Annotated in this window: 21 protein-coding genes and 1 pseudogene; 8 read left to right on the top strand and 14 right to left on the bottom strand. The window is 64.9% G+C overall.

Features of this window, described 5'->3' with window-relative positions:
* Window positions 1-24: 24 nt before the first annotated feature.
* A complete protein-coding gene (locus AC1RQP_RS20690) occupies window positions 25-2,013 on the bottom strand; it encodes an AMP-binding protein (protein ID WP_492938322.1) in 1,989 nt (662 codons plus the stop codon).
* Window positions 1,956-3,155 carry an ABC transporter substrate-binding protein gene (locus AC1RQP_RS20695; protein WP_239622442.1) on the bottom strand — a complete coding sequence of 400 codons (1,200 nt, stop codon included), beginning with the start codon at window positions 3,153-3,155 and terminating at the stop codon, window positions 1,956-1,958. Before AC1RQP_RS20695 ends, AC1RQP_RS20690 begins: the two co-directional genes overlap by 58 nt.
* Before the next feature lie 653 nt (window positions 3,156-3,808).
* On the opposite strand from AC1RQP_RS20695, the pseudogene AC1RQP_RS20700 reads away from it, so the two are divergent.
* Window positions 3,809-3,950, top strand: a pseudogene (locus AC1RQP_RS20700) (IS5/IS1182 family transposase); the annotation flags it as partial.
* Window positions 3,951-3,997: 47 nt separating this feature from the next.
* Complete coding sequence (locus AC1RQP_RS20705) at window positions 3,998-4,234, top strand: helix-turn-helix domain-containing protein (protein WP_492938323.1); 237 nt, start codon at window positions 3,998-4,000, stop codon at window positions 4,232-4,234.
* 96 nt (window positions 4,235-4,330) lie between these two features.
* Here AC1RQP_RS20705 and AC1RQP_RS20710 read toward each other — a convergent pair whose 3' ends face one another.
* The 12 genes from AC1RQP_RS20710 to AC1RQP_RS20765 form a co-directional block, all read right to left on the bottom strand.
* The gene (locus AC1RQP_RS20710) at window positions 4,331-5,011 is read right to left on the bottom strand and encodes a response regulator transcription factor (RefSeq protein ID WP_239622441.1); all 681 of its coding nucleotides are present in this window, start codon (window positions 5,009-5,011) and stop codon (window positions 4,331-4,333) included.
* Window positions 5,012-5,285: 274 nt separating this feature from the next.
* Window positions 5,286-6,863: a Do family serine endopeptidase gene (locus tag AC1RQP_RS20715; RefSeq protein WP_239622440.1), complete on the bottom strand. Its 1,578-nt coding sequence runs from the start codon at window positions 6,861-6,863 to the stop codon at window positions 5,286-5,288.
* A 220-nt stretch (window positions 6,864-7,083) separates the two neighbouring features.
* A complete protein-coding gene (locus tag AC1RQP_RS20720; RefSeq protein ID WP_492938324.1) occupies window positions 7,084-8,427 on the bottom strand; it encodes a methyl-accepting chemotaxis protein in 1,344 nt (447 codons plus the stop codon).
* Between the two features lie 113 nt (window positions 8,428-8,540).
* Window positions 8,541-9,023: a cytochrome c-type biogenesis protein gene (locus tag AC1RQP_RS20725; protein WP_239622438.1), complete on the bottom strand. Its 483-nt coding sequence runs from the start codon at window positions 9,021-9,023 to the stop codon at window positions 8,541-8,543.
* A 4-nt stretch (window positions 9,024-9,027) separates the two neighbouring features.
* Complete coding sequence (locus AC1RQP_RS20730; RefSeq protein WP_239622437.1) at window positions 9,028-11,010, bottom strand: heme lyase CcmF/NrfE family subunit; 1,983 nt, start codon at window positions 11,008-11,010, stop codon at window positions 9,028-9,030.
* On the bottom strand, window positions 11,007-11,516 hold the full coding sequence (ccmE, locus tag AC1RQP_RS20735; protein WP_239622436.1) for a cytochrome c maturation protein CcmE: 510 nt from the start codon (window positions 11,514-11,516) through the stop codon (window positions 11,007-11,009). Before ccmE ends, AC1RQP_RS20730 begins: the two co-directional genes overlap by 4 nt.
* Before the next feature lie 37 nt (window positions 11,517-11,553).
* Complete coding sequence (ccmI, locus tag AC1RQP_RS20740) at window positions 11,554-12,660, bottom strand: c-type cytochrome biogenesis protein CcmI (RefSeq protein ID WP_239622435.1); 1,107 nt, start codon at window positions 12,658-12,660, stop codon at window positions 11,554-11,556.
* A 139-nt stretch (window positions 12,661-12,799) separates the two neighbouring features.
* Window positions 12,800-13,069, bottom strand: a complete 270-nt coding sequence (locus tag AC1RQP_RS20745; RefSeq protein WP_239629656.1) for a hypothetical protein — start codon at window positions 13,067-13,069, stop codon at window positions 12,800-12,802.
* A 98-nt stretch (window positions 13,070-13,167) separates the two neighbouring features.
* Complete coding sequence (locus AC1RQP_RS20750; protein ID WP_492938325.1) at window positions 13,168-14,568, bottom strand: hypothetical protein; 1,401 nt, start codon at window positions 14,566-14,568, stop codon at window positions 13,168-13,170.
* A gap of 160 nt (window positions 14,569-14,728) precedes the next feature.
* The gene (locus tag AC1RQP_RS20755; RefSeq protein WP_239622433.1) at window positions 14,729-16,105 is read right to left on the bottom strand and encodes a sensor histidine kinase; all 1,377 of its coding nucleotides are present in this window, start codon (window positions 16,103-16,105) and stop codon (window positions 14,729-14,731) included.
* Between the two features lie 106 nt (window positions 16,106-16,211).
* Window positions 16,212-16,886, bottom strand: coding sequence for a response regulator transcription factor (locus AC1RQP_RS20760; protein WP_011085905.1), 675 nt, complete (start codon window positions 16,884-16,886; stop codon window positions 16,212-16,214).
* Between the two features lie 240 nt (window positions 16,887-17,126).
* Window positions 17,127-17,282, bottom strand: a complete 156-nt coding sequence (locus AC1RQP_RS20765) for a hypothetical protein (protein WP_162832009.1) — start codon at window positions 17,280-17,282, stop codon at window positions 17,127-17,129.
* A gap of 228 nt (window positions 17,283-17,510) precedes the next feature.
* Between AC1RQP_RS20765 and ku the strand changes: the two genes are divergently transcribed.
* The 6 genes from ku to AC1RQP_RS20795 all read left to right on the top strand — a co-directional run bounded on the left by ku (window position 17,511) and on the right by AC1RQP_RS20795 (window position 23,449).
* Window positions 17,511-18,506, top strand: coding sequence for a non-homologous end joining protein Ku (ku, locus tag AC1RQP_RS20770; RefSeq protein WP_492938326.1), 996 nt, complete (start codon window positions 17,511-17,513; stop codon window positions 18,504-18,506).
* 59 nt (window positions 18,507-18,565) lie between these two features.
* On the top strand, window positions 18,566-18,802 hold the full coding sequence (locus AC1RQP_RS20775; RefSeq protein WP_492938327.1) for a hypothetical protein: 237 nt from the start codon (window positions 18,566-18,568) through the stop codon (window positions 18,800-18,802).
* A gap of 290 nt (window positions 18,803-19,092) precedes the next feature.
* Window positions 19,093-19,257 carry a Flp family type IVb pilin gene (locus tag AC1RQP_RS20780; RefSeq protein ID WP_028177856.1) on the top strand — a complete coding sequence of 55 codons (165 nt, stop codon included), beginning with the start codon at window positions 19,093-19,095 and terminating at the stop codon, window positions 19,255-19,257.
* A gap of 141 nt (window positions 19,258-19,398) precedes the next feature.
* Window positions 19,399-20,940 carry a thymidine phosphorylase family protein gene (locus AC1RQP_RS20785; RefSeq protein ID WP_239622430.1) on the top strand — a complete coding sequence of 514 codons (1,542 nt, stop codon included), beginning with the start codon at window positions 19,399-19,401 and terminating at the stop codon, window positions 20,938-20,940.
* Complete coding sequence (locus AC1RQP_RS20790; RefSeq protein WP_492938328.1) at window positions 20,937-21,857, top strand: ribose-phosphate pyrophosphokinase; 921 nt, start codon at window positions 20,937-20,939, stop codon at window positions 21,855-21,857. The genes AC1RQP_RS20785 and AC1RQP_RS20790 overlap by 4 nt, the downstream gene beginning before the upstream one ends.
* Window positions 21,854-23,449 (top strand): MBL fold metallo-hydrolase, encoded by a 1,596-nt coding sequence (locus tag AC1RQP_RS20795; RefSeq protein WP_492938329.1) that lies wholly within the window; start codon window positions 21,854-21,856, stop codon window positions 23,447-23,449. The genes AC1RQP_RS20790 and AC1RQP_RS20795 overlap by 4 nt, the downstream gene beginning before the upstream one ends.
* The last annotated feature ends 1,092 nt before the right edge of the window (window positions 23,450-24,541 follow it).

The raw sequence follows: 24,541 nt of genomic DNA on the forward strand, positions 1-24,541 counted from the left end.
CCGCAAGCAACGCTGAACTCCCCGTCACACCAGGACCACATCGCGGCACGGTTCGTTGGCGTAGAGACGCTCAACCTGTTCGGAGCGAACTTTCAGCACGGCACGTTGGTTGACGTAGGCCTTGTCGGTGATTTCTCCCGCGGCCATTGATGGCGGATCCTTCAGCAGCGAGAACGAACAGATCCTTTCGCTGCTCCCGACGGTCTCGTTATACTGCTGAAAACGATCCTTCAGGAATTGAATCACGCCAGGATCGCAGGTCAAATCGCCGGCTCGGCCGCTCGAAATTCTTGCCGCCTCGGTCGGATTCAGCCAGCAGAGCAGCGCGCACGCCTCGCGGTTTTCGCCCGCAACGACGATGTCGAGCAGGACGCCGCGGGTCGCGGCCAGGATTGCCGCGCGCATATTGCCGATCGCGACCCAGGTGCCGTTCGAGAGCTTGAAATTCTCGGAGATTCTGCCGGTAAAGCGAAGACCCCGCTCCGGCTTCTGCGGATCCAGAAACGAGACGGTATCGCCGATGCGATAGAAGCCCTCTTCATCGAAGGCCCTTTCTGTCAACTCCGGTTGGCCGAGATAGCCAGGCGTGACGTTGGGTCCCTTGACCCTGACCTCGTAAGTATCGGTGACGGGAATCAGCTTGAGCTGAAGTCCCGGCGCGGGAAGACCAATCTCCCCCGGCTGATCGGTTGCCCAGTGGGTCGTACTGATCGTCGGGGCGGTTTCGGTGGTGCCGTAGCCTGACATGACAGGAATTGAGCGTCCCGTGATCGACGATGTCAGCCGGTAGAGTTTTTCAAGCGTACCTTGCGAAATTGCAGCTCCGGCGTAGCTCAAACGATCCATCCGCTTGAACACGCGGGCGCCAAGGTCGGGGTCTTTCTCGATCGCGTCGCATAGGAGATTGTAGCCCGCCGGGACATTGAACATCGCGGTCGGCGAAATCTCCCTGAGATTGGCGATGGTCTTGTGAAAGAGCTGCGGCAGCGGCCGGCCATCGTCGATATAGAGCGTTCCGCCATTCTTCAGAATGCCGTGAAGGATGACGTTGCTGCCCATCGTATGGTGCCAGGGCAGCCATTCAACCTGCACCGGCGCAGCCGGAGGTGACACGAGCAGGCTCCCCATCTGCAGGGAGCTTGCCATCATCCGGTGGGTGTTGAGCACGCCTTTGGGAAAGCCGGTCGAGCCGGAAGTGAAGAGGATCTTCGCCACGGAATCGCAGGGCACCTCACGCGAGGCGCGCGCGAATCCCTCGCTCCCGGTCCGATCGGTCAGAACCTTGAAAGGCACTGTGTCCGGTGCACCATCGACGCTGATCCAGGTCGCGGCTGCCAGTTCGGGAATGGCGCGGCCAGCGGAAAAGTCGCGGCCGCTCTGGACGAACACGAAACTCGGGCGCAGCACCTCGGCGATGTCCTTGAGGCGTGCAAGGCCCCCGGGCATCAGGGTGTAGTTTGGCGATATCGGCGCCAGAACGACCCCGATCGACATTGCCGCAAATGAGATCACCGCGTTCTCGATGGAGTTTCCGGACAGGACCGCAAGCTTGTCGGCCGGCTTTGCGCCCATATCGATCAGGCTTTGGCCGACCGCCTGAACCTGCGCCCAGGCATCACCATAGGTGATCTCGTCCCATCCGCCCCTCGCGTTGCGTTGCGCCAGGACAATCCGGTCCGGAACGGCTTCGGCCCAGCGTGGCAGAAAATCCGTGATGCGCCAATCGCACGGCTCCCACGCAAGGGGCGAGCTCAAGATGAGCGTGCCATCTGCTCGACGCTCGATGGAGACCTCTCTTGGTGCAAACGTCAGCGCCGTTGTCGACATCGAAAATGATCTCCCGAATTGCTGAAAGGCCGCACACGGTGCGTTCCTGTCGTGACCGTCGGCGGCCCGCCGACGCAGAGCAGGCTCGGACGCAGCCCGCGCCGCGTCCGCTCCCCTGACTCGCGAACTCACTCGGACCTGGCGTCCAACACTTCGCTGAAGGCTTCCCAGGTCGAGCCGGTCCACCGCTGCAGCCGCATCTGCGTCCAGATCATGTTCTCGGTTTCGCTGGTGTTCACCTTGATCCCGGGCAGCGCGGTCGGGACGACGAAATCCCTGAGGTTCTTGGCCTGCGCCAGAACGTTCTTGCGCGACAGATCATTGCCGCATTGTTTCAGGATCTGCTCGAGCAGGATGCCCTGCTGATAGCCGGTGAGATAGCTACCGTTGGTGATGTCGACGCCGGGCAGGTACTTGTCGAGAAACGCCCGATAGGCCTGCATCGCGGGATCGTCTTTCCAGTTGGGATCCACGACGTCCTTGTTGATGGTCCCGACGATCACGCCGACCGATTTATCGAGGCCAGCCGGCGCGAGCGTGCCGCCGACCGAACCGGACGGAAAGTTGATGATCACCGTCGCCTTCCAGCCGATCACGGAAGCTTGCCGGATCGCCTGCGCGGCGAATTTCGGCGTTCCCGCGATCATGAGGGCTTCGGCACCGGAGCTTTTCAGGGTTGTGATCTGCGAATCGACGGTCGGCTCCGTGACCTCATAGGATGCGCTGACGACCTTTCGATCGTAGTCCTTGCCGAGAAACGCCTTGAAGGCGTTGACGTAATCTTTGCCGAGATCGTCGTTCTGATAGAGGATCGCGTATTTGGCGTTCGGCAGCGTCTTGGTCAGATACTTGGCGTAGATTTTTCCCTCGGTGTCGTAGCTGACGAGGCCGGTCGTCGTCAGCGGGTAGCTGGCGACGTCGGTGAACTTGGACGAGCCGCTGATGATGGCGATGCTGGGCACCCCTTTCGCCCGCAGGTATTTTGTCGTTGCGGAAAGGCCGGGCGTGCCGAGCTGGCCGAACATGAACGCCACTTCATCGCTCTCGACGAGCTTGCGGACGTGCTCCACCGCCTTCGGCGGGCTGTAGGCATCGTCGTAGGCGATGTAGTTGATCTTGCGGCCGTTGATTCCGCCGCGGTCGTTTATCGATTGGATGTAGGCGATCAGACCCTTGCCTACGAGACCGATCGACGACGCAGGTCCGCTGAATGGATATACCCCGCCGATCTTGATCTCGGTCGCGGTCACTCCAGGCTCGTCGGCTGCGAACGCCGGACTGCTCAAAAGCAAAGCCAGAGCCGCAAGACTCTTCCATTTCGCCAACATGGCTCGTCCTCCCTGATGCGTACCCGTCCGGGCACGTCATTGTGTTTTGTCGCGTCACCCGGCTGTTCACCCGGCATCGTGCCGTGCGAACTGCGCGCCTCGCCGCCCAAATGTGAATGGCCGGCGTGGTGAGCCCTGCGGCCGTTGAGCTCGGCCTTCTCGTCGGCGACAAGCTACAGTTCTTTTTTAGAACTAGTCAAGTCATTAGATGATCGTTCGTTGACGGCGGCACCGCACCAGCGGCGTTCGATAAAGGGCTGTCTAATCGTGGCTTAGAAAGCGGAAAATCGCTGTGTGTTGTGCGACGTCAGCCAGGAAAATCGAGTGAAAAAGCAAATCGCGGCGCCCTTGTGCTGCATTAATTCTAATATTGGACTTACTTCAATCTTCGCGACCGCCTGCGGCTTTGGCCAACCGGCTCATTGTTGCAAGATCTCATTCTGGGCCCGCAGTGTCCGATAGTCGCCATCCGACAAGAAAGCCTCCGCAATCAAGGGCTGCTGATACGAGGCCGAGATCAATCAACAGCAGCGCCACCCAGGTTACGAACGATGCCATCAGCACGGATGGAGCGAAGCTAGTCGCGACATCCGTCTTGCCGCGACGCATCCGCTTCCATAGTGGCAGCATCGCGAAGAGAAGCCGCCACGCACAATGGTCTGCCGGTAAGCCTGGCGTTGAGCCGGGCCAAGGTACACGACGTTCGACTTGGCGAAAAACTGCTGTCTCTTCGAAATCCGGGGCAATGCTGCTGCCGACCGAGGCTATGACACCGACTTGCGCGGGGAGCTTGCCACGCCCGTTATGAGTCCACGCCGCTTGGATGCGAAACCGCGGGCGAAATGAACGAGTTCGGACAGAAGGGAGAGATACCGCTCTCGGAACAACTCTCGGTGTCACCTGAGGAGGCAAGCGCCCTTACCGGGATCGGGCTGACTTCCATTTGCGAGGCGATCAGCGCCGGCAAACTTGGGGCCAAGAAGCACGGGAGGCGCACAATCATCTTGCCAGACGATTTGAGAGTGTGGCTCGAAACGCTGCCTGACGCCCGGAAGCCGATCGTAGAAAGCCCCGCTTAGGCGGGGCTTTTATTTTGAGCCGACGGCTAAAAGAGGTGGCAAGAATTTGGCAATCAAAATCAAGGCGCTTGAAAAAAACTAAATGGGCTCCGCATCTTATCTGATCCCGTCACGGATCATATACCCGGCGCCGCGGATCGTGTGCAGCAGCGGCCGCTCGAAGCCCTTGTCGATCTTGGAGCGGAGCCGCGAAATGTGCACGTCGATCACGTTGGTCTGCGGATCGAAATGATAGTCCCAGACGTTCTCGAGCAGCATGGTGCGCGTCACCACCTGGCCGGCATGCTTCATCAGGTATTCGAGCAGGCGGAATTCGCGCGGCTGCAGCGTCAGCTCGTCCTTGCCGCGGGCGACGCGATGGGACAGCCGGTCGAGCTCGAGGTCGCCGACCCGGTAGAGCGTGTCCTCGGCCGGGCCGCCGCGGCGGCGCGACAGCACTTCGACACGGGCCAGCAGCTCGGCGAACGAATAGGGCTTCGGCAAATAATCGTCGCCGCCGGCACGCAGGCCCTTGATGCGGTCGTCGACCTGCCCGAGCGCGGAGAGAATCAGCACCGGCGTCGTGCTGCCCTTGTCGCGCAATGCGCCGATCAGCGACAGGCCGTCGCGCTTGGGCAGCATGCGATCGACCACCAGCACGTCGTAATCGCCGTTCTCGGCCATGGCGAGGCCTTCCTCGCCGTCAGCGGCGTGGTCGGCAATGTGTCCGACTTCGCGAAACGCCTTGGCGAGGTAGTCGGCGGATTCGCGGTCGTCTTCGATGATGAGGAGGCGCATCGTGCGTTCGGCGGCGGTCAAGGAGGTCAACCTTCTCTAAACATGGCGCGAGCGGCACCGGCATGCAAGCCGAGCGGGAGAGTGTCGAAGCAGGAAAAAGGCGGGCGGTGAAGCTGGGGGGACCTCACCGCCCTAGGCCTTCCGACGGAGGGGGGCGTAATTCCACCGGAAGGTAGACAGGGGAAGCGAACATTGCGCTGCTTCCCCGAAGGGCGCCGTCGGCGGGGGCGACTGATGCCGGCGACACACTTCATCTCGTAAGCCTCCTGAAGGCCTAGCCCTTGGCGAGGGGCACCGCGACGAAGCGCGACTGGCCGCCGCTCTTCACGCGCATCAGGACGCTGTTCTTGTTGTCGGTCCGCGCCGCGTTGATGGCGTCACGGACTTCGCCCGCGGTGGCCACGCTCTTGCCGCCGACTTCGAGGATCACGTCGCCTTCCTTGAAGCCGCGTTCGGCCGCAGCGCTCTTCGGATCGACCTCGGTGACCACGACGCCTTCCTTGCCGGCGCCGGCCACCGAATTGGCGGGGGCCACGGTCATGCCGAGCTTGGGCACGTCGGTGCCACGATTGGCACCCTTGCCGCTGTCCTTGTCGGTGTCGGCCTTGGCCTCGACCGTGTTCGGCAGCTGGCCGAGGGTGAGGTTCACGACCTTGTCCTGGCCCTTGTGCAGCACGTTGAGCTTCACGGTCGCGCCGGGCGCCATGCCGCCGATGGTGCGGGCGAGCTCACGGGCGTCCTTGACGGATTCACCGTTGACCGCCGTGATCACGTCGCCGGATTCGATGCCCGCCTTGGCGGCCGGACCGTTGGCCTGCGGTTCCGCCACCAGCGCGCCTTCGGCCTTCTTCATGCCGAGGCTGTCGGCGATGTCGGAGGTCACGGGCTGGATCTGCACGCCGATCCAGCCGCGGCTGACCGAGCCCTTGTCCTTCAGCTGCGCGACCACGCTCTTGACGGTGTTGGCCGGAATCGAGAACGCGATGCCGACGCTGCCGCCGGACGGCGAGTAGATCGCGGTGTTGACGCCCATCACCTCGCCGTTGGTATCGAAGGCGGGACCGCCGGAATTGCCCTTGTTCACGGGCGCGTCGATCTGGATGAAGTCGTCATAGGGCCCGTTGCCGATATCGCGGCCGCTGGCCGAAACGATGCCCGCGGTCACGGTGCCGCCGAGGCCGAAGGGATTGCCGACCGCAAGCACCCAGTCGCCGATCCGCGGCTTGCTGTCGGCGAGCTTGGCGAACGGGAAGTTCGAGCCGCCCTCGACCTTGATCAAGGCGAGGTCGGTGCGCTGGTCGGTGCCGATCACCTTGGCGGTGTAGGTCTTGCCGTCATCGGTGGTGACCTCGACCTTGTCGGCGCCGTCGACCACGTGGTTGTTGGTCACGGCATAGCCGTCGGCCGAGATGAAGAAGCCGGAGCCCTGGCCCTGCACGACGCGGCCACGACCTCCCTTCATGCCCGGGATGCCGTCGGGACCGCCGAAGCGACGGAAGAAGCGCTCCATCGGCGAGCCCGGCTGGAACGGCGAGGAGGAATCATCGCCGTCATCGTTGCTTGCGATCTTCTCCTTGATGTTGACCTTCACCGAGATCACCGACGGCTTCACGCGCTCGACGATATCGGCAAAACCGACGGGACGCTCAACCTGACGAACCTCGTTGTTGACCTGCGCATGCGCCGGGCTCGAGAACAGGTCCGCCGGCGAGGTCGAAGGGCTGAAGCCGTAGACAGCCGCGCCGAGGCCGGCGACGACCGAGGCCATCAGCGCGAGCTTGCGCGCAGAGAACACCGACCGGCGCGGCTGCCGGTACGACGGAAGGTTCGAAAGGTCGGGACGTTCGGTCATGCAGAAATCTCCAGGAGCCTTGAATTCCTTTGGTGCGGGATGCCAGCACCTTACGAACCTGAACATGGGGGCTCGCGCCTTACCGTGCGCTGGCGGCGGGGTTAAACTTTCGTAATGAAGGGGTGCGTGGATGCGGCAGTTCAGCGCACGCCGAAAATCGTGGTCCTACAGGAACTTAACCGAGTTCCTGGAACCGCGCCTGAGCGCGACGTTGGCGCTCTCAGCTCGCCCTGACGCTGACGATGAACTCGTCGACTTCGCGCTTCAGGGTCTCGGCCTGCTGCGACAGGTCAACCGCCGAATCCCGCGCCTCAGCGGCCATCCGGCCGGTCTCCGCGGAGGTCGAGGTGATCTGGACGATGTGGTTGGAAACGTCGAGGGTGCCGCGCGCGGCGTCCTGGGCACTGCGCGTGATCTCCTGCGTGGCGTTGCGCTGCTGGGCGGTGTCGACCTCGATGCCGGACATGATGGACGAAATCTCCGACAGCGTCTTGGAAATGCCGTCGATCGCGCCGCGGGTCTCCGCGGTGATGCCCTGAATGCTGGCGACATGGGAGGTGATCTCCTCCGTCGCCTTGCTGGTCTGATGCGCCAGATTCTTCACCTCGGACGCGACCACGGCAAACCCCTTGCCCGCCTCCCCTGCCCGCGCCGCCTCGATGGTGGCATTGAGCGCCAGGAGATTGGTCTGCGATGCGATCGCCTGCACGAGCTGGACGACCTCGCCGATCTTGTCGGCGGCATCCGACAGCGTGTGGATGGTGTCGCGGCTCTTCTCCGCCTGTGACGCCGCGCCCTCGGCGCGCTGGGTCGCGTCCGTGACGCGGCGGCTGATCGTGCCGATCGAATTCGTCATCTCCTCGGCAGACCCTGCGACCGTCTGCACGCTGGTGCTGGCCTGGTTCGCGCCGCTCGCGACCGCATTGGCCTTGGTGCTGGTGTCGTTGGCCGTCCGCGACAGCGTCTCGGCATTGGTCTTCAGATGCACGGCCGATGACGCCACACTGTCGACGACGCTGGCGACGAGATCGTTGAAACGCCTGATCCGATCGTCCAGGAATTTCGACCGCTCGGCCTGATGCCGTGCTTCGTGCAGCTGCTGCTCGGAGAGGCGGCGCCGCTCGAGGCCGTTGGTCTTGAACACCTCCAGCGCGCCGGCGAGCAGGCCGATCTCGTTGGTGAGCCCGAGCCCGGGAACGGCGGTCTCGAATTTCTGGTCGGCCACCTCGCGCATGGCATGCACGATCGCCGCCAAGGGGGTGAGGATGCCGTTGCGCACGGCGAACCAGGTGGCGAGGCAGATCGCGGCGGCGAGGACAGCGATCACGCCGCAGGCGACCAGGAACCAGGAGAACGCAGTCTGCGCCTGCTGGTAGATCTGCATGGCATGGTCGCGCACGGGGCCGCTCAGCGAGGCGAAGTCCGAGGACAGGCTGGTGATCTCGTTGTTGAGATAGAGCACCGCGATGAAGCCGGTGCCGCCGCCGATGCCCAGCAGGAACAATAACGCAGTGACGACGGCGCCGACCAGGAAGCGGATCGTCAGATTGCTGTTCGCGAACATCGGGAGGACTCGGAGGCTGGAATCGATCTCGCGACAAGCTTCCAGACAAAGGTCAAAATAGCATGAAGCGCGCGGCAGCGGCCGCAGCCGCCGTTCCATTTTGTGGTCGGACGTCAGGAAGATTTGGCATCGTCCGACATCAACGCGGCGAGCCGTGCCTCCTCCTCGGGCGTCAGCGGCGGCGCCGGTACGTCTGCACCGCTTCGCGCGCGGCGCCGGATCTGCAGCCACAGCGCCAGGGCCCCGCCGATCAGCAGCACCGGCCCGAGCAGCCACAGCAGGAGATTCTGCCGTTCGAAGCGCGGTTTCAGCAGCACGAACTCGCCATAGCGCGCCACCAGGAAGTCGAGCACCTGGGAATTGCTGTCGCCGGCGGCGATGCGCTCGCGCACCAGGAGCCGCAGGTCGCGTGCCAGCGGTGCGTCGGAATCGTCGATCGACTGGTTCTGGCAGACCATGCAGCGCAGCTCGCGCGACAGCTCCCGCGCGCGCGATTCCTTGGCGGGGTCCGACATGATCTCGTCGGGCTGGACGGCGTGGGCCGCAGGCAGGGCCAGCAGCATCAACGCGATGAACGCGGCCATCATGCGGCGCATAGGATCATTCCGCGGGCTGGAGGCGCTGCTTGGCACGCGCCGGCTTCGGCGCGCCGACGCGCAGGCGACGGTCGGAGAGCGAGAGCACGCCGCCGAACGCCATCAGCACCGGCCCCCACCAGATCAGCAACACCATCGGCTTGTAATAGATGCGCACGGCGATCGCGCCTTCGGCGGTGGCGTCGCCGAGCGAGACGTAGAGCTGGCTCGCACCGCGCGTCAGCAGCGCGGCCTCGGTCGTCGACGAGCCGCGCGTGGTGAAGCTGCGCTTCGACGGCGTCATGACCGTGAGCGCCTCGCCATCGCGGCTGATCTTGAACTCGGCGATCATCTCGCGGTAGTTCGGGCCCTGGCGCTGAAACAGCCCGTCGAGCTTCAGCTCGTAGCCGGCGACATGAGCGACGTCGTTCGGCTTCATCGTCGCGATATATTCGCTGTTCCAGGTGGTCTCGCAGACGATCCCGATCAGCGCGACGCCGAGGCCGGCATGCGCAAACGCCGTGCCCCAGGCCGATCGCGGCAGGCCGCGCGCCCGGTGCAGCACCGTCGCGAACGGCAGCCGGACCAGGCCCGTCCGCTCGACGATGTCGGTCACGGCCCCGGCGATGACGAAGACGCCGAGCCCGATCGCAAGCGGCGCCAGCGTGCTGCCGCCAGTTGCCCAGCCCCAGGCGATGGCGACGGCGACGAGGCCGGCAACGCCCGCCGCGAGCAGGCGCTGCATGACGCCGAGCAGATCGCCGCGCTTCCACGCCAGCATCGGCCCGAACGGCACCGCGAGCAGCAACAGGGTAAACAGCGGGGCGAAGGTGAGATTGTAGAAGGGGGCGCCGACCGACATCTTGAAATCGGCGAGCATCTCCATTGCCAGCGGATAGAGCGTGCCGAACAGCACGACCGCGCAGGCGACCGTGAGCAAGAGATTGTTCAGCACCAGCGCGCCCTCGCGCGAGATCGGCGCGAACAGGCCGCCCTGCTTCAACGAGGTGGCGCGGCCCGCGAACAGCGCAAGGCTGCCGCCGATGAACAGGCAGAGGATCAGCAGAATGAACACGCCGCGGGTGGGATCGGTAGCGAAGGCATGCACGGAGGTGATGACGCCCGAGCGCACCAGGAAGGTGCCGAGCAGCGACAGCGAGAAGGTCAGGATCGACAGCAGGATGGTCCAAACCTTCAGCGCATTGCGCTTCTCCATCACGAGCGCGGAATGCAGCAGCGCGGTGCCGGCGAGCCACGGCATCAGCGAGGCGTTCTCGACCGGATCCCAGAACCACCAGCCGCCCCAGCCGAGCTCGTAATAGGCCCAGTACGACCCCATGGCGATGCCGAGCGTCAGGAAGATCCAGGCGACCAGTGTCCACGGCCGCACCCAGCGCGCCCAGGCGGCGTCGATCCGTCCCTCCATCAGCGCCGCAATGGCAAAGGAGAACGAGATCGAGAAGCCGACATAGCCGAGATAAAGCATCGGCGGATGCACGGCCAGACCGATGTCCTGCAGCACCGGATTGAGATCGCGCCCCTCGATCGGCGGATTGGCGATGCGCAGGAACGGATTCGATGTCACCAGGATGAAGAGGTAGAAGGCGCTGGCGACCCAGGCCTGCACGGCCAGCACGTGCGCGCGCAGCGACAGCGGCAGATTGTTGCCGAAGCTCGCGACCAATCCGCCGAACAGCGCGAGGATCGACACCCACAGCAGCATCGAGCCTTCATGGTTCCCCCATACGCCCGTGATCTTGTAGAGCAGAGGCTTCGTCGAGTGGGAGTTCTCGTACACGTTGGCGACGGAGAAATCCGAATTCACGTGCAGCATCACGAGCGCTGCGAACGACACACCGACGAACAGGAGCTGCGCCAGCGCCGTGGAGCGCGCGACATTCATCAGGGCTGCATCGCGCAGGCGCGCGCCGACCAGGGGCACGATGGACTGAATCAGCGCGAGCCCAAGCGCCAGCACCAGCGCGTAATGTCCGGATTCTGCGATCACCGCATCGCTCCTTGCGGGTTGCCCTGTGCGGTCGTGGCTGCAGGCTTGGTGCCCTCGGACGCCTTGCCGCCGTAATCGTCCTTCCAGTGCCCCTGCTTCTTCAGGGCATCGGCGACCTCCTTGGGCATGTAAGTCTCGTCGTGCTTGGCAAGGACGGTATCGGCCTTGAACACGCCGTTGGCGTCGAGTGCGCCTTCGGCGACCACGCCCTGCCCTTCGCGGAACAGGTCGGGCAGGATGCCTTTGTAGGCGACCGGCAGCTTGGCGTTGCCGTCGGCGACCTCGAAGGTCACCGCGAGATTGTCGCCGCGCTGCAGCGAGCCGGGCTGCACCAGCCCGCCGAGGCGAAACCGCTTGCCGGGCTCGACGTGCTTCTCGGCGACCATGGTTGGCGTCGAGAAGAACACGATGGAGTCGCGAAGTGCGTTGAGCACCAGCGCGGCCGCGAGCGCGAGCACGGCGAGCGAGCCGCCGATGATGGTCATACGTCGCTGCTTGCGCGTCATGGCGTATCCGTTCTCCGCTCGTCGCGTCCCGAAATCATCATCCGCCGAGCCCGAGAGTCCTCAGGCCGTCGTTGAGCTGACGCAGCCGCTCGGCGTCGCTGGCAACCGCCTGCCGGGCATCGGCCGATGCCCCCATGGCCTTGTCCCGCTCGCCCATAACGAGATAGGCGCGCACCAGGCGCAGCCAGCCCTCGACATCGTCACCGTTCTGCTTCAGCCGCGTGGCCAGACGATCGACCATGCCGCGTACCATCGCGTTGCGACCGCCTTCGTCCATATCCTTGGAAGCAGCAATCGTCTCATCGGACAGCGCGGGCATCGTACCGCCCCCGCCGACTCGCGCGAGCGAGGACTGCACCAGAGCACGCCACGGCGCATCCGCGGGCGCCTTTGCGAGCAGCGCGCGCCAGATCGTGGCCGCATCGTCCTTGCGGCCGTCCTGCTCGGCGGCAAGACCCAGGAAGTAATTTGCCTTGGGATCGTCGGCGTTCAAGGCATGTGCTCGCTCGAATTCGGCCTTGGCCTCGGCGGTCACCACGCCGCCGGCGGCGGCCGACATCGCTTCGCCGAGATCGGACCGGCGCTCCGCGCTCTCGCCATTGTATGTGAGCGAGTTGCGATAGGCGCGCACCGCATCATCGAAGCGGCCGAGCCGCTCCAGAACCGGCGCGAGCACGTTCCAGCCCCGCCCGTCGGTCGGATTCTTTTCCAGATGTTGCTCGACCTGAACGACGAGGCTCTCGAGCGATTGCGCCATGCCGGGCCCGCGCTCCCGCTGCGCCAGGGGAAAGTCCTGAAGCCTGGGTGAGCCGAGCGGCATGTAGACGGCGACGGCAACGAGCGGCAGGCCGGCCAGCGCCACCACGGCCGCTGCACGGCGCCATTTGAGGTTCGACTTCGGCGCCGTTGCGGGCTCACTGGCTGCCGCCGCGAGCAGCCTGCGGCTGATCTCGACGCGCGCAGCCTCGGCCTCCGGCGCCGGAATCAGTCCTGCGGCGAGGTCACGCTCGACCTCGGCCAACTGGTCCTTGTAGACCGCGACCTCGCTGCCCTGATCTTGCGCGCCGCTATTGCGGCCAAGCGGCCAGAGCACGGCGAAAATCGCCGCGACCGTCATCAGCGCGAACACGAACCATAGAGTCATCTGGCAAGCTTCCGGCAGCGCACGAACCGCGCCTATAGGTCCTATAGGTGCCTTTACACCACGGCCGGACGATGCGGCAATTGACAATTGTCAAAGCGCTGCACGCCATACAGTCCCGAAGAGTTGAAAATCCAACAGCTTAGCCGATCTCGAAGTCCGCGCTTCGCGCCGCGTCCTCGCCGTGCCCGTTGAAGGCCCTCAGGAAGTATGTTCCCGGCTTGATTGCCTCCGGCAATCTGATGCGCACCGCTCCGACCGGAACCCGAGATGCAACCGTCGTGGTCGTCTCCGGCAGCTGCCGATCGCTCGCCTTCTCGACCAGCACCACCTTGGCGCCAACCATCAGCCTTTGATACTTGGCAACGATGACGCGGTTCTCAATCTCGATCGAGCTGATAACGGGTTTCATGCGCCCACAGATAGAAATTCCCCGGACTTGCTCGGGGACCGTACGGCGCGCCATCGATATGGTCAACCAGAAATTGCGACGATGAAATTTGCGCTTGATCAGCCCGCGCGCGACGATTTGCGTTCGCCAGTGAGTGCGTTCTCCGCGGCCCGGCTCATCAGCGAGGCGTAATCGTCGCCGAACAGGACCTGGCAGAAGCGGATCGCGGCCTGCACCTGCTGCTGTCGATAGGTGCGGACCTTGTGATCGGCGGCGCGCAGCGACTGCACCAGCTGCTCGGTCGAGCGTTCCACGTATTGCTGGAGGTCGGAATAGGTGCGCAGCGTCACCTCGTTGATCGCGAGCTCGCTCGCATAATTGCGGCAGGTCGCGACGAAGTCGATCAGCGCCACCGCTTCCTCTACCTCTGTGCTGTCGACCCGCGCGCCCGGCGGAATGTCCTTCTCGGGGCGCTGGCGCAGGATGCGGCGAACGCGGCCGGGAACGCTGTCGATCTCGGACTGCAGCGCGTTGGAGATGTCGGCGCGGATCGACGTCAACTGCTTGCCCCAGGCGGAATCGTTGCGCAGGTCGAGCTCGGTGCGCAGGCCGCGCACGCCGTCATGCAGCGTCTTGAGATTGTCGGCGACGTTGTCGAAATGGCCGCGCTTGATGTCCATGCGAAGGATCGCGGCCACGCAGGACAAATCATGCAGCGCGATCGTGACGGCAACGCCATAAGGGGTTGCCGCGACTCGTATCTCGTCGTCGGACGCGGCAATCTTGATGGCGAGGCGGATGATCTGCCAGGGGGCGGTCATCCGCTGCACGACCATCGAGAGCGCGAAGGGCAGCATCTGCGGCGTCTGAAGCGCGGGAATGTTGAGCGCCGACGTCACCGAGGCGATCTGGGGATCGCCGAAGGTGCGCAGGAAGCGCGGCAGGCGCTCGTTCACGGTGGCGATGGCCTCGCGGACCTGGAGTATCGCACCAATCGAATAGAGATCCTCGATCACGTTCGGCGGACCGACACGGGCCAAAGCGCGCGACTTGTCGCCTCCGCCCGGTCCCGTCAGCTCGAAGATGGCATCCGCGGCCACCGCCTGGAGCCTCAAGGCCAGCGCATCGACCTGCCCTGCATTGTCGGCCGGCAAGCGCGACAGCAGCGCCTCGAATTCGTTCACCTTGTCCGGTGCGCCGTCACGGCCGAGCCACTGCCAGATCGGCTGGAGCGAGGAGCGGCGAATCTGGCCAACCCGGATCGGCGTGCCCGCCTCGACCAGGAACGGTTCCAACACCTGGAACAGCAATCGCGACAGATCGTCCGTGCGCGGCGGCGCGGCTTCATCGGCTTCGGTCTTGCGGACGATGTTGCGCAGCTGCTCGAGCACCAGGGTCGCGACGGCCGTATCCTGGCCGCGCTCCAGCGCGCGCTCGAACTCTCGCATCAGCAGGGCCTGCGCCTGCGGCGGGAGCTGCGCGAGATATTCCCTCAGCCGCTCGATCGATGTCTGGCTCATGCGCCCGGGTAATGCACGGTAAAATGGCGGACATGGGATGCGTCCGGGCGCGATCATAGGACGCCCCACTTAAGAAGCCGTTTAGGAAGTGGGTCCGAATGCCCGCGGTTTCCACCAGACGGAGATCAACGAAGACGAAAAACAACGTCAAAACAAGGAACTAGAGTCCCGGAAGGACCAATTCGGCGCGCAGGCCACCGGTCGGCGCGGCACTGAGCGAAAGGCTGCCGCCATAGAGCGCGGCGAGATCGACCACGATGGAGAGGCCCAGTCCCGATCCGGGCTTGGACTCGTCGAGCCGCTGGCCGCGCCTGGAGACCTGCGCGCGTTCCGCCTCCGACAGGCCACGGCCGTCGTCATCGACAATGATCCGCAGGCGCGGACCCGCACCCGCCTGGCGCGGCGCCTCGACCAGCACCTCGATCAAGACGCGCGAGGCCGCCCATTTGCAGGCATTGTCGACGAGATTGCCGACCATCTCTTCCAGATCCTGCCGCTCGCCGCGAAATTTTGCCGACGGATCAGCCCTGGCCTCGACGACGATGCCACGATCGCGATGGATCTTCTCCATGGTCCGCCGCAGCGCCTCGATGGCGGGCGCCACCTCCGTCACGGTCGCAACCACCGAGACCCGCGCCGCAATGCGCGCACGCTCGAGATGATGGGCGACCTGGTCGCGCATCAGACCCGCCTGCTCCATCACCTTGGCCGCGAACGGATCGGCCAGGTGGGCGCCGGCCTCGTTGACGATGACCGAGAGCGGCGTCTTGATCGCGTGGGCGAGATTGCCGACATGGGTGCGCGCGCGCTCGACGATCTCGCGATTGGCATCGATCAGCGCGTTGGTCTCGCGCGCCAGCGGCGCGATCTCGACCGGGAATTCACCCTCGAGCCGTTCCGCCCGGCCGGAGCGGATATCGGCGATCGACTCCGAGATACGCTTGAGCGGTGCGAGACCGAAGCGGACCTGGAACACGGTCGTCAGCAGCAGCACGATGCCGAGCGCAGTGAAGGTGCCGCCGAGATAGTAATCGAAGCTTCGCGTTTCATCGAATATCTCGGTGTCGTCGCCGGCGACGCTGACGAGAAATTTGCCGTCGGCACCGAGATCGACCGGCCGTTCCACCATGCGCAGATTCTGCCCCTCCGGGCCGTCGACATAGGCGAGGCGGATACCGGCGGCGGTGAGCTCGGCGCCCTCGTCTTCCAGCTTCGGCAGCTTCTTGTCCCAGAGCGAGCGCGAGGAGCGCACCTCCGGCTTTTCGGTGTCGGTGCGCGTGATCTGCCAATACCATCCGGACAGCGGCAGCTCGAACAGGGGCTCGCCCAGCGACTGGAACTGGCGGTCCGGCGGCTCGTCGGGGGTCGCGACCTCGGCGATGAGGGTGCGCAGATAAAGATTGAGCCGGCGATCGAAGGCGCGCTCGGTGGCGTTCTTGTACACCGACGACAGCACCACGCCGGTGATGGCCAGGATCACCACGAGCCAGGCGGTCGCCGACAAGAACAGTCGGTTCGCAAGCGAGCTAGCGGCCATCGGAACGGTCCCGGCAGGGGCTGGAAGTCAGGTCGTCGGAGGTCATGGTCCGACCAAGGCCCGTGTCAGGGCGGCCGTCAAGCCCGGACCGCTCGAAGGCCGGGCCTCAAGCGCCCGGCGCAGGCGGCGGGGTCAGGAGATAGCCGAGGCCGCGGACGGTCTGGATGATGTCGACGTCGAGCTTCTTGCGAATACGGCCGACAAAGACCTCGATGGTGTTGGAGTCGCGGTCAAAATCCTGGTCGTAGAGATGCTCGACCAGCTCGGTACGCGAGACCACCCGCCCGGAATGGTGCATCAGATAGGCCAGAAGCCGATATTCGTGCGAGGTCATCTTGACCGGATTGCCTGACACGCTGACCCGGCCGGTCCTGGTGTCGAGCGTGACGGGACCGCAGCTGAGCTCGCTCTGGGCGTGGCCGGTCGAGCGGCGCAGCAGGGCGCGGATGCGCGCCAGCACCTCCTCCAGGTGGAACGGCTTGGCGACATAGTCGTCGGCGCCGGCATCGAAGCCCTGCACCTTGTCGCTCCAGCGGTCGCGCGCGGTGAGGATCAGGACCGGCATGGTGCGGCCGTTGCGGCGCCAGGCCTCCAGCACCGAGATGCCGTCCTTCTTCGGCAGGCCGATGTCGAGCACCACGGCGTCATAGGGCTCGTTGTCGCCGAGATAGTGCCCCTCCTCCCCGTCGAAGGCCCGATCGACGACATAGCCAGCGTCGGTCAGCGCCTTGGTGAGCTGGCGATTGAGATCGGGGTCGTCCTCAACAACGAGCAGGCGCACGCTTCTCTCCAAAGGCTGCAAGAACAGGCTGCATGAACACTGCCAGAGATGAGCAATTCCGGCGTGAACTGAATATGAACGCAGGGAACCGGCCTACGTTACTTTTTGGTCATATAGAACCTGTTGCAAGCCAATGCGACTGCGCCCGCCATGCCGCGGGACGAACCGGGGCATGGCGGGCGCAATGTGCCGCGTCGCGCGGCGAGCCGGGGGGGGGGAGCCGGCGTCCGGATCCGGCGGTCAGGTCCGGAAGAAGACGAACCAGACGACGGCGAGGATCAGGATCGCAAGCCCGGTCGAGATGGCAAGCAGCGCCGCCACCGAGGGCCCGGGCTCGCCCTGGCGCGCCTCGGTCGGAGTTTCCACGATGCGGTTCTGCTCTCGCGTGGTTGCCATGGTGACCTCAATCTGTGGCTGTCGCTTGCGATGACCGCGACTTCCTCGCGGTTATGAAGTGCCCGGGGCAACGCGTGATCTCGGGCGATGTTCCGGACCGAGGGCCCGTCCGGCAATACGGCGCAGGCGGTTAACGCCGTTGCAAGATTCCGCGCCGGCGGTTGCTATGATTCGCACCTGGGCGATGTTATCCTTGGCGCTTGTCCTCTGTTGCGTCTGGAGTAGCCCATGGCCCCCCGCGCCAATTGGAAGGGTTTTCTGCGTTTGTCGCTCGTGACCTGCCCGGTCGCGCTCTATCCGGCCACCTCGGATACCGAGAAGGTCGCGTTCAACCAGATCAACCGCAAGACCGGCCACCGGATCAAATACCTCAAGGTCGACGCCGAGACCGGCGACGAGGTGACCTCCGAGGACATCGTCAAGGGCTACAAGGTCGACACCGACACCTATATCGAGGTCACCAAGGACGAGCTGGACGAGATCGCGCTCGACTCCACCCACACGATCGAGATCGACGAGTTCGTGCCCAAGGCCGACATCGACAACCGCTATCTGATCCGCCCCTACTACCTCGTGCCGGACGGCAAGGTCGGCCACGATGCCTATGCGGTGATCCGCGAGACCATCCGCAGCATGGACAAGGTCGCGATCGGCCGCGTGGTGCTGACCAACCGCGAGCATATCATCGCGCTGGAGCCGCTCGACAGCGGGCTGATGGGCACGCTGCTGCGCTACCCCTACGAGGTCCGCAGCGAAAAGGAATATTTCGACGACATCCAGGACGTGAAGCTCACCAAGGACATGCTCGACCTCGCAAAACACATCGTCGAGAAGAAGTCCGGCGCGTTCGAGCCAGAACTGTTCGAGGACCATTACGAGACCGCCCTGATCGATCTCATCAACAAGAAGCGCAGCGGCATGCCGATCACCGCGAAGGCCGCACCGAAGACCGGCGGCAACGTCATCAATCTGATGGACGCGCTGAAGAAGAGCATCGCGAACGAGAAGGACGCTGCTCCCGCGGCGAAGGTCGCCAAGGAGACCGTCAAGGGCAAGAGGCCGAAGAGGCGCGTCGAGGGCCAGCGCGAGATGCTGCTGCCGATCGCCGGCAAGGGCGGCAAGGACACCGCGGCGAAGACAGCGACCAGGGAAGCGTCGAGGGACGCTTCGAAGAAGGCCGACAAGCCGGTGCGGACACCGGCGCGGGCGAAGAAGGCCGGCTAGCAGCATCACGCCCCGCGATCGCGCCGTGATGTCTCTCCCCGCCGATCGGCCGGCCTGACATGCCCTGGTCGACGGCGTTCGACGATCCCGTTCGCGTGGGCAACAAGCGCAAGCTGCTCACGCTTCAGGATGCGGCGGACTACATCATGCAGCTGCCCGATGACGCCCAGCACGAGGCGCACTGGCAGACCGCCATCGAGACTTTGATCAATGCGGCCGAGACGGGCGGCGGATGGGTGATGTTCGCCCGCATCGCCATGTTGCGGGCGCTGAATAGGGACGGCCGGAGCGGATGAGGCGCGATGGAGATGTCCTTGCCGGTCCGTTGACGAACAGGCTCAACAATCGGTTAAGCGGCCGCACGATGACGCCTTGACGGGGCCCTGCGCCGGCGCAGCCCCGGGGCTGCCGATTTGAAACCATTTGGACGGATCGACGGAACCTTAATTTAATGAATGCCATCGTATGAGCGGGGTCGCGATCGCGCGAGCCCAATTCTTCCGGCACGCACAAAGACATATTCGATCGATTTACGAGTCCGATTAGGACGCGACCATGCATTGGATCGGATGAACAGGAGCTGGCAATGCGTCTGCTGAGGTCTTTTCTTGCCGATGAGAATGGCGCAACCGCCATCGAGTATTGCCTGATCGCTGCCGGAATCGCTCTGGCAATCGTGACCGTCGTGAACAACACGGGCGGCGCGCTGCTCAACAACAAATTCAACTCGATCAGCTCGGCGATGAAGTAACGGCCGGCCCTGGCCTGCGTAACGGCGCGCCACGCCCCTCGCCCCATGTCTCCCCGACCCGCGGGCCATGATCTGGGTCAACAGCGCCAGAACGGCGACGGTTAAGCATGGAGGCCCAACTCCCCTGCTGCCGGCCTGTCCATGCATCCAGACCTCCCGCACTCCCAACTGAAGATCCGCCGCGTCCGCCTCGATACCGGCCGCGAAAACGTCGTCGTCGTCTCCAGGCACTCGAAGGCGCTGCGCGCGGAAATCTTCCGCGGCTTCAGCCGCGTCGAGCTTCGTCGTGGCGACAAGGTTCTGCTGGCGACGCTGCTGATCACGGACGACGATACGCTGGTGGCTTCGGACGAGATCGGCCTCTCCGAACCTGCGTTCCGGCGCTTTGCGGAAGCCGTCGGCACGCCGGTCACGGTCAGGCCCGCCTCGCCTCCGGAGAGCCTGGAAGCGGTGCGCGCGAAGATCCGCGGACGGACCTTGAGCCAGGCCGAGATCGGCGCGATCATCAGCGACCTCGCGCATTACCGCTACTCCGACATGGAGATCGCCGCCTTCCTGATCGGTTCGGCGAGCTTCATCACCAGCGACGAGCTTCTCGCCCTCACGGGGGCAATGGCGCAGGCCGGCACGCAATTGGTCTGGCCGAACCCGATCGTCGTCGACAAGCATTGCATCGGCGGCATCCCCGGCAATCGCACATCGATGGTCGTGGTGCCGATCGTCGCCGCCCATGGCCTGCCGATCCCGAAGACCTCCTCGCGCGCCATTACCTCGCCCGCCGGCACCGCCGACACGATGGAGGTGCTGGCACGGGTGAATGTCGGCGTCGAGGAGATGAAGGCGATCGTCTCGGCCTGCAACGGCTGCCTGATCTGGGGCGGGCACGTGAACCTGTCGCCGGCCGACGACGTCCTGATCTCGGTCGAGCGCCCCCTGAGCCTCGATACCCGCGAGCAGATGGTCGCCTCCATCATGTCCAAGAAGATCGCGGCAGGCTCGACCCATCTGCTGATCGACATTCCGGTCGGGCCGACCGCGAAGGTCAGCGGCGGCGTCGAGGCCATGCGGCTGCGCAAGCTGTTCGAATTCGTCGGCGACCGCTTCGGCCGCTCGGTCGAGGTGATCACGACCGATGGAAGCCAGCCGATCGGCAACGGCATCGGCCCCGTGCTCGAAGCCAACGACGTCATGGCGGTGCTCGGCAACGAGCCGGGCGCGCCGCGCGATCTGCGCGAGAAATCGCTCCGGCTCGCCGCCCATCTCCTGGAATACGACCCGAAGCTGCGCGGCGGCGCCGGCTATGCCCGGGCGCGCGAACTGCTCGACAGCGGCGCGGCGCTGAAGCAGATGCAGAAGATCATCGACGCACAGGGTCCATCGACATGCAGCAACGAGCTGGGACCGCTCAGCTTCGATGTCAAGGCGATGCATGACGGCATCGTGTCCGCCATCGACTGCCTGCGCCTGAACCGCCTCGCCCGCACCGCCGGCGCGCCGCTCGACAAAGGCGCCGGCATCCGCCTGTTCAAGAAGATCGGCGATCGCGTCGAGCAGGGCGAGCCACTCTATCGCGTCTACACTTTCGACCATCCCGAGCATGATCTGGTCGCCGATGCCGCCGCCGAAGAGACCGGTTACCTCGTCAACGGTCACGAAGCCCTGCAGGGCACGACGGCGCCGTGAGCACGATCGCGTTCCAGACATTGCCGTCCGGCGCCGATGCGGCGAAGCGGCTCGCCGCGCGGCTTGGGCTTGCCTGCGGAGAGATCGCCGTGCACCGCTTTCCGGACGGAGAACTGCGCGTTGCAGTCGCGCCGGCGAGCGACACCACGATCCTCTATGCCCCGCTCGATCAACCCAACGACAAGCTGGTCACCCTGCTCTTCGCTGCGGAGGCCCTGCGACGTGGCGGCGCGAAGCGGCTCGTCCTGGTCGCGCCCTATCTCTGCTACATGCGGCAGGATGCTGCATTTCATGTGGGCGAGGCCATCAGCCAGCGCGCCATGGGCAATCTGCTTGCAACGACCGTGGACCGCGTCGTCACCGTCGATGCGCATTTGCATCGCACTCCCGACATCAGGTCGGTGTTTCCTGGTATCGAAGCCGAGAACCTGTCCGCCATGCCGGCGATCGCGAAGGCGCTGGCGGCCGGCGGCATCGATCCTACGACCGTCGTGATCGGGCCCGACATGGAGTCCGAGCCCTGGGTGAGCGATGTCGCGAGCCGCTTGGGGTTGCAGCATACGGTGGCGCGCAAGACGCGGCACGGCGATCGCTCCGTCGCTGTCAGCTTTGCCGACCTTGCCCTGCTCTCGGGACGACCGGCGCTCATGGTGGACGACATCGTCTCGTCCGGGACGACGTTGACGGCCGCAGCGAAGGCGCTGAGAGCGATGGGGGCGACGGTCGTCGATGCGGTCGTGACGCACGCGCTGTTTCCATCCGCGATGACCGCCGTATTTACCGAGGCCGGCATACGGTCGATCCGCTCGACCGACAGCGTGCCGCATCCGACCAATGCGATCTCGCTCGACGAGATTCTCGCGGACGCCTTGCGGTCCGAACTGGCCACGACACATCTTCCGGAGACGACGACATGAGCATCACCGTTCGATTTTGCGGCGCCGCCCGCACCGTGACCGGGTCGAGCTATCTGTTCCAGACCGCGACGGGCCGCTTCCTGGTCGATTGCGGGCTGTTCCAGGGCCAGAAGACGCTGAAGGAGCTCAACTACGGCGCCTTTCCGTTTCGCCCCGCCGATATCGATGCCGTGCTGCTCACGCATGCTCACATCGACCACAGCGGATTGCTGCCGAAACTCGTGCGCGCGGGATTCGAGGGGCCGATCCTGGCGACGCGCGGCACGATCGATCTCTGCTCCTACATGCTGCCCGACGCCGGCAGCATCCAGGAATCGGAAGTCACCCAGCTCAACCGGCGCAACGCCTCGCGCGGGCGCAAGGAGGTGCAGCCGATCTACACGCAGGCCGATGCGATCGCATCGCTGCAATCGTTTCGCCCGGTCGACTATGAACGCTGGGCCGACGTGATCCCTGGAGTCCGCGCGCGCTACTGGAACGCCGGCCATCTGCTCGGCTCCGCCTCGATCGAGCTCGAAATCGCCGAGCAAGGTTCGCCGCGTCCGCTGCGCGTGCTGCTCTCCGGCGACGTCGGACCGGAGGCCAAGCTGCTCCAGCCCGATCCCGAAGCACCGACCGATTTCGATTACGTCATCTCGGAATCGACCTATGGTGACCGGGTACGCGAGGCCACGACACCCGCACTCCGCCGCAAGCACCTCGCCGCCGAGGTACGCGACGCCGCGGCGGCCGGCGGTGCGCTGCTGATTCCCGCCTTTGCGGTCGAGCGCACCCAGGAGCTGATCGTCGATCTCGTCGACCTGATGGAGCACGGCGGGATTCCGACCGCACCGATCTTCCTCGACTCGCCGCTCGCGATCCGGGCGACCGAAGTGTTCCGCCGGCATTCCGAGAGCCTCGACCCATCCGTCGACGCCACCCGCCTGCTCAACTCGCCGCATCTCAAATTCACCGAGACCGCCGACGAGAGCAAGGCGATCATGCGCCTCACCGGATTCCACATCATCATCGCCGCGAGCGGCATGTGCGACGCCGGCCGCATCCGCCATCATCTGAAGCGCTGGCTCTGGAACGAGCGCGCGACCGTGCTTCTCGCCGGCTTCCAGGCCAACGGCACGCTCGGCCGCTTCCTCCAGAACGGGACCAGGGCCGTGCGGATCCAGGGCGAGGAGATCAAGGTCGCGGCCCGGATCCGCATGATCGACGAATATTCTGGCCATGCCGACGGGGCCGGCATGGCCAGCTGGATCGCGGCGCGCCGCCCGATCACCCGCGGGCTGTTCCTGGTCCACGGCGAGGAAGGGGCGATTGCAGGGCTCGCCGAGCGCGTGGCCGAACGCATCATTCCCGCGGCCAAGGTCTACCAGCCGATGCTGGACGATATCTATGAGCTCGCCGCCCCCGAACCGCGCGTGCTCGACGTGGATCATCGCCGGCGGCTCGCGCCGGAGGCCGTGACCCGTCTCGACTGGCACAACGAGATGTCCGAACTCATGCTCGACATCAACGATCGTGTCGCAGCCGCCGCCGACGACCGCGCCCGCGGCGTCATCATCCGAAGGCTGCGCCGCGCGCTGGAGGAGAAGGCGTAGCGGGGCAGCGGTCGCGGTAATAGGCATCGACGTCTCAGCAGACTCCGTCATTGCGAGCGCAGCGAAGCAATCCAGAATCCCTCGGCGGTTAGACTCTGGATTGCTTCGTCGCAAGAGCTCCTCGCAATGACGGAGTGTGGGGAGATGACATCGCCTTAGCGCGCGTCTCTCGTGTCCCGGACGCGCTGCAGCGTGCTTACGCTGCTGCGCAGAGCCGGGACCCGGAAGGCTGCGCATTCCGCTGACACATGGCCCCCGGCGCTACAGAGCCCCGCGCCGGACGATGCTTCGCATCGCCGGGGGCGCTGCACCGCATCCGGGGGCACACGACCGTTATTTGGCGATAGACATGGCTGCTCATCCTCGCGGCCGTTTCGCCCGAGCTTTGCTGGCTTCTTCCGCCCTCTTCGAAAGCAAGGGCGCAGGGAAGGCCGGGCGCCGGCTGGCACCCGAAGTCCCGCGTGTGCTTCAGAAAAGCGCACGGGGTGGACGACAGGTGACGCCGGGACATCCCGGCCTTCCCTGCGCGATGGTTTTCACGGTGTCCTTCGTGCTCTCCTCGGGGAGCGATGCACTATTGCCCCCGTCGCCGTGCGCATGATCGATGCGCGCACCGGTCGGCCGCCACATCACCGCATGACTTGACGCACAGACCCCGGGCGTCGGGACCACACGACTTCTCCGTCCGCGCACGTCCTCGCTGGGTCCTCCACGGCTGGCGTGCGCTCACCGTCGAGGCCCTTCGAAGACGCTGTCAGCGCCGTGTCGTGTCGCGCCTGTCGCTGCTCACGGGCTTCCCCGCCCTGCAATCGCCATTGCGCGCCGACGCCGTCGCGGCCACCGCATCCCGGCCCGCGCTTCGTGACGATCGCGAAACGCCCCTTGTGGCGGGCGGGATGCGTCGGCTTGTACGGTAAAACAGAATTTCTGTAAATACGAATATTTTCGCGAAGAGATCTCGACCCAGCGCTTGCGTGTTTTGCCCGTCGGGCAACGCAAAAGGTTGTGGGTGGCATGGCCGAGCTGCCGCGAACACGGCTGCGTGAACTGCCGTTTCGCCTCGCCTTCCCGAAAATCAAGCGGCTCTCAAGC

This window comes from Bradyrhizobium sp. GW821-FHT13H06 (genome assembly GCF_058803975.1).

Coding starts and splice junctions, on each gene's coding strand:
- AC1RQP_RS20695 (WP_239622442.1), bottom strand. CDS start 3,155: ATGTTGGCGAAATGGAAGAGTCTTGCGGCTCTGGCTTTGCTTTTGAGC.
- AC1RQP_RS20705 (WP_492938323.1), top strand. CDS start 3,998: ATGAACGAGTTCGGACAGAAGGGAGAGATACCGCTCTCGGAACAACTC.
- AC1RQP_RS20710 (WP_239622441.1), bottom strand. CDS start 5,011: ATGCGCCTCCTCATCATCGAAGACGACCGCGAATCCGCCGACTACCTC.
- AC1RQP_RS20715 (WP_239622440.1), bottom strand. CDS start 6,863: ATGACCGAACGTCCCGACCTTTCGAACCTTCCGTCGTACCGGCAGCCG.
- AC1RQP_RS20720 (WP_492938324.1), bottom strand. CDS start 8,427: ATGTTCGCGAACAGCAATCTGACGATCCGCTTCCTGGTCGGCGCCGTC.
- AC1RQP_RS20725 (WP_239622438.1), bottom strand. CDS start 9,023: ATGCGCCGCATGATGGCCGCGTTCATCGCGTTGATGCTGCTGGCCCTG.
- ccmE (WP_239622436.1), bottom strand. CDS start 11,516: ATGACGCGCAAGCAGCGACGTATGACCATCATCGGCGGCTCGCTCGCC.
- ccmI (WP_239622435.1), bottom strand. CDS start 12,660: ATGACTCTATGGTTCGTGTTCGCGCTGATGACGGTCGCGGCGATTTTC.
- AC1RQP_RS20745 (WP_239629656.1), bottom strand. CDS start 13,069: ATGAAACCCGTTATCAGCTCGATCGAGATTGAGAACCGCGTCATCGTT.
- AC1RQP_RS20750 (WP_492938325.1), bottom strand. CDS start 14,568: ATGAGCCAGACATCGATCGAGCGGCTGAGGGAATATCTCGCGCAGCTC.
- AC1RQP_RS20755 (WP_239622433.1), bottom strand. CDS start 16,105: ATGGCCGCTAGCTCGCTTGCGAACCGACTGTTCTTGTCGGCGACCGCC.
- AC1RQP_RS20765 (WP_162832009.1), bottom strand. CDS start 17,282: ATGGCAACCACGCGAGAGCAGAACCGCATCGTGGAAACTCCGACCGAG.
- ku (WP_492938326.1), top strand. CDS start 17,511: ATGGCCCCCCGCGCCAATTGGAAGGGTTTTCTGCGTTTGTCGCTCGTG.
- AC1RQP_RS20775 (WP_492938327.1), top strand. CDS start 18,566: ATGCCCTGGTCGACGGCGTTCGACGATCCCGTTCGCGTGGGCAACAAG.
- AC1RQP_RS20780 (WP_028177856.1), top strand. CDS start 19,093: ATGCGTCTGCTGAGGTCTTTTCTTGCCGATGAGAATGGCGCAACCGCC.
- AC1RQP_RS20785 (WP_239622430.1), top strand. CDS start 19,399: ATGCATCCAGACCTCCCGCACTCCCAACTGAAGATCCGCCGCGTCCGC.
- AC1RQP_RS20795 (WP_492938329.1), top strand. CDS start 21,854: ATGAGCATCACCGTTCGATTTTGCGGCGCCGCCCGCACCGTGACCGGG.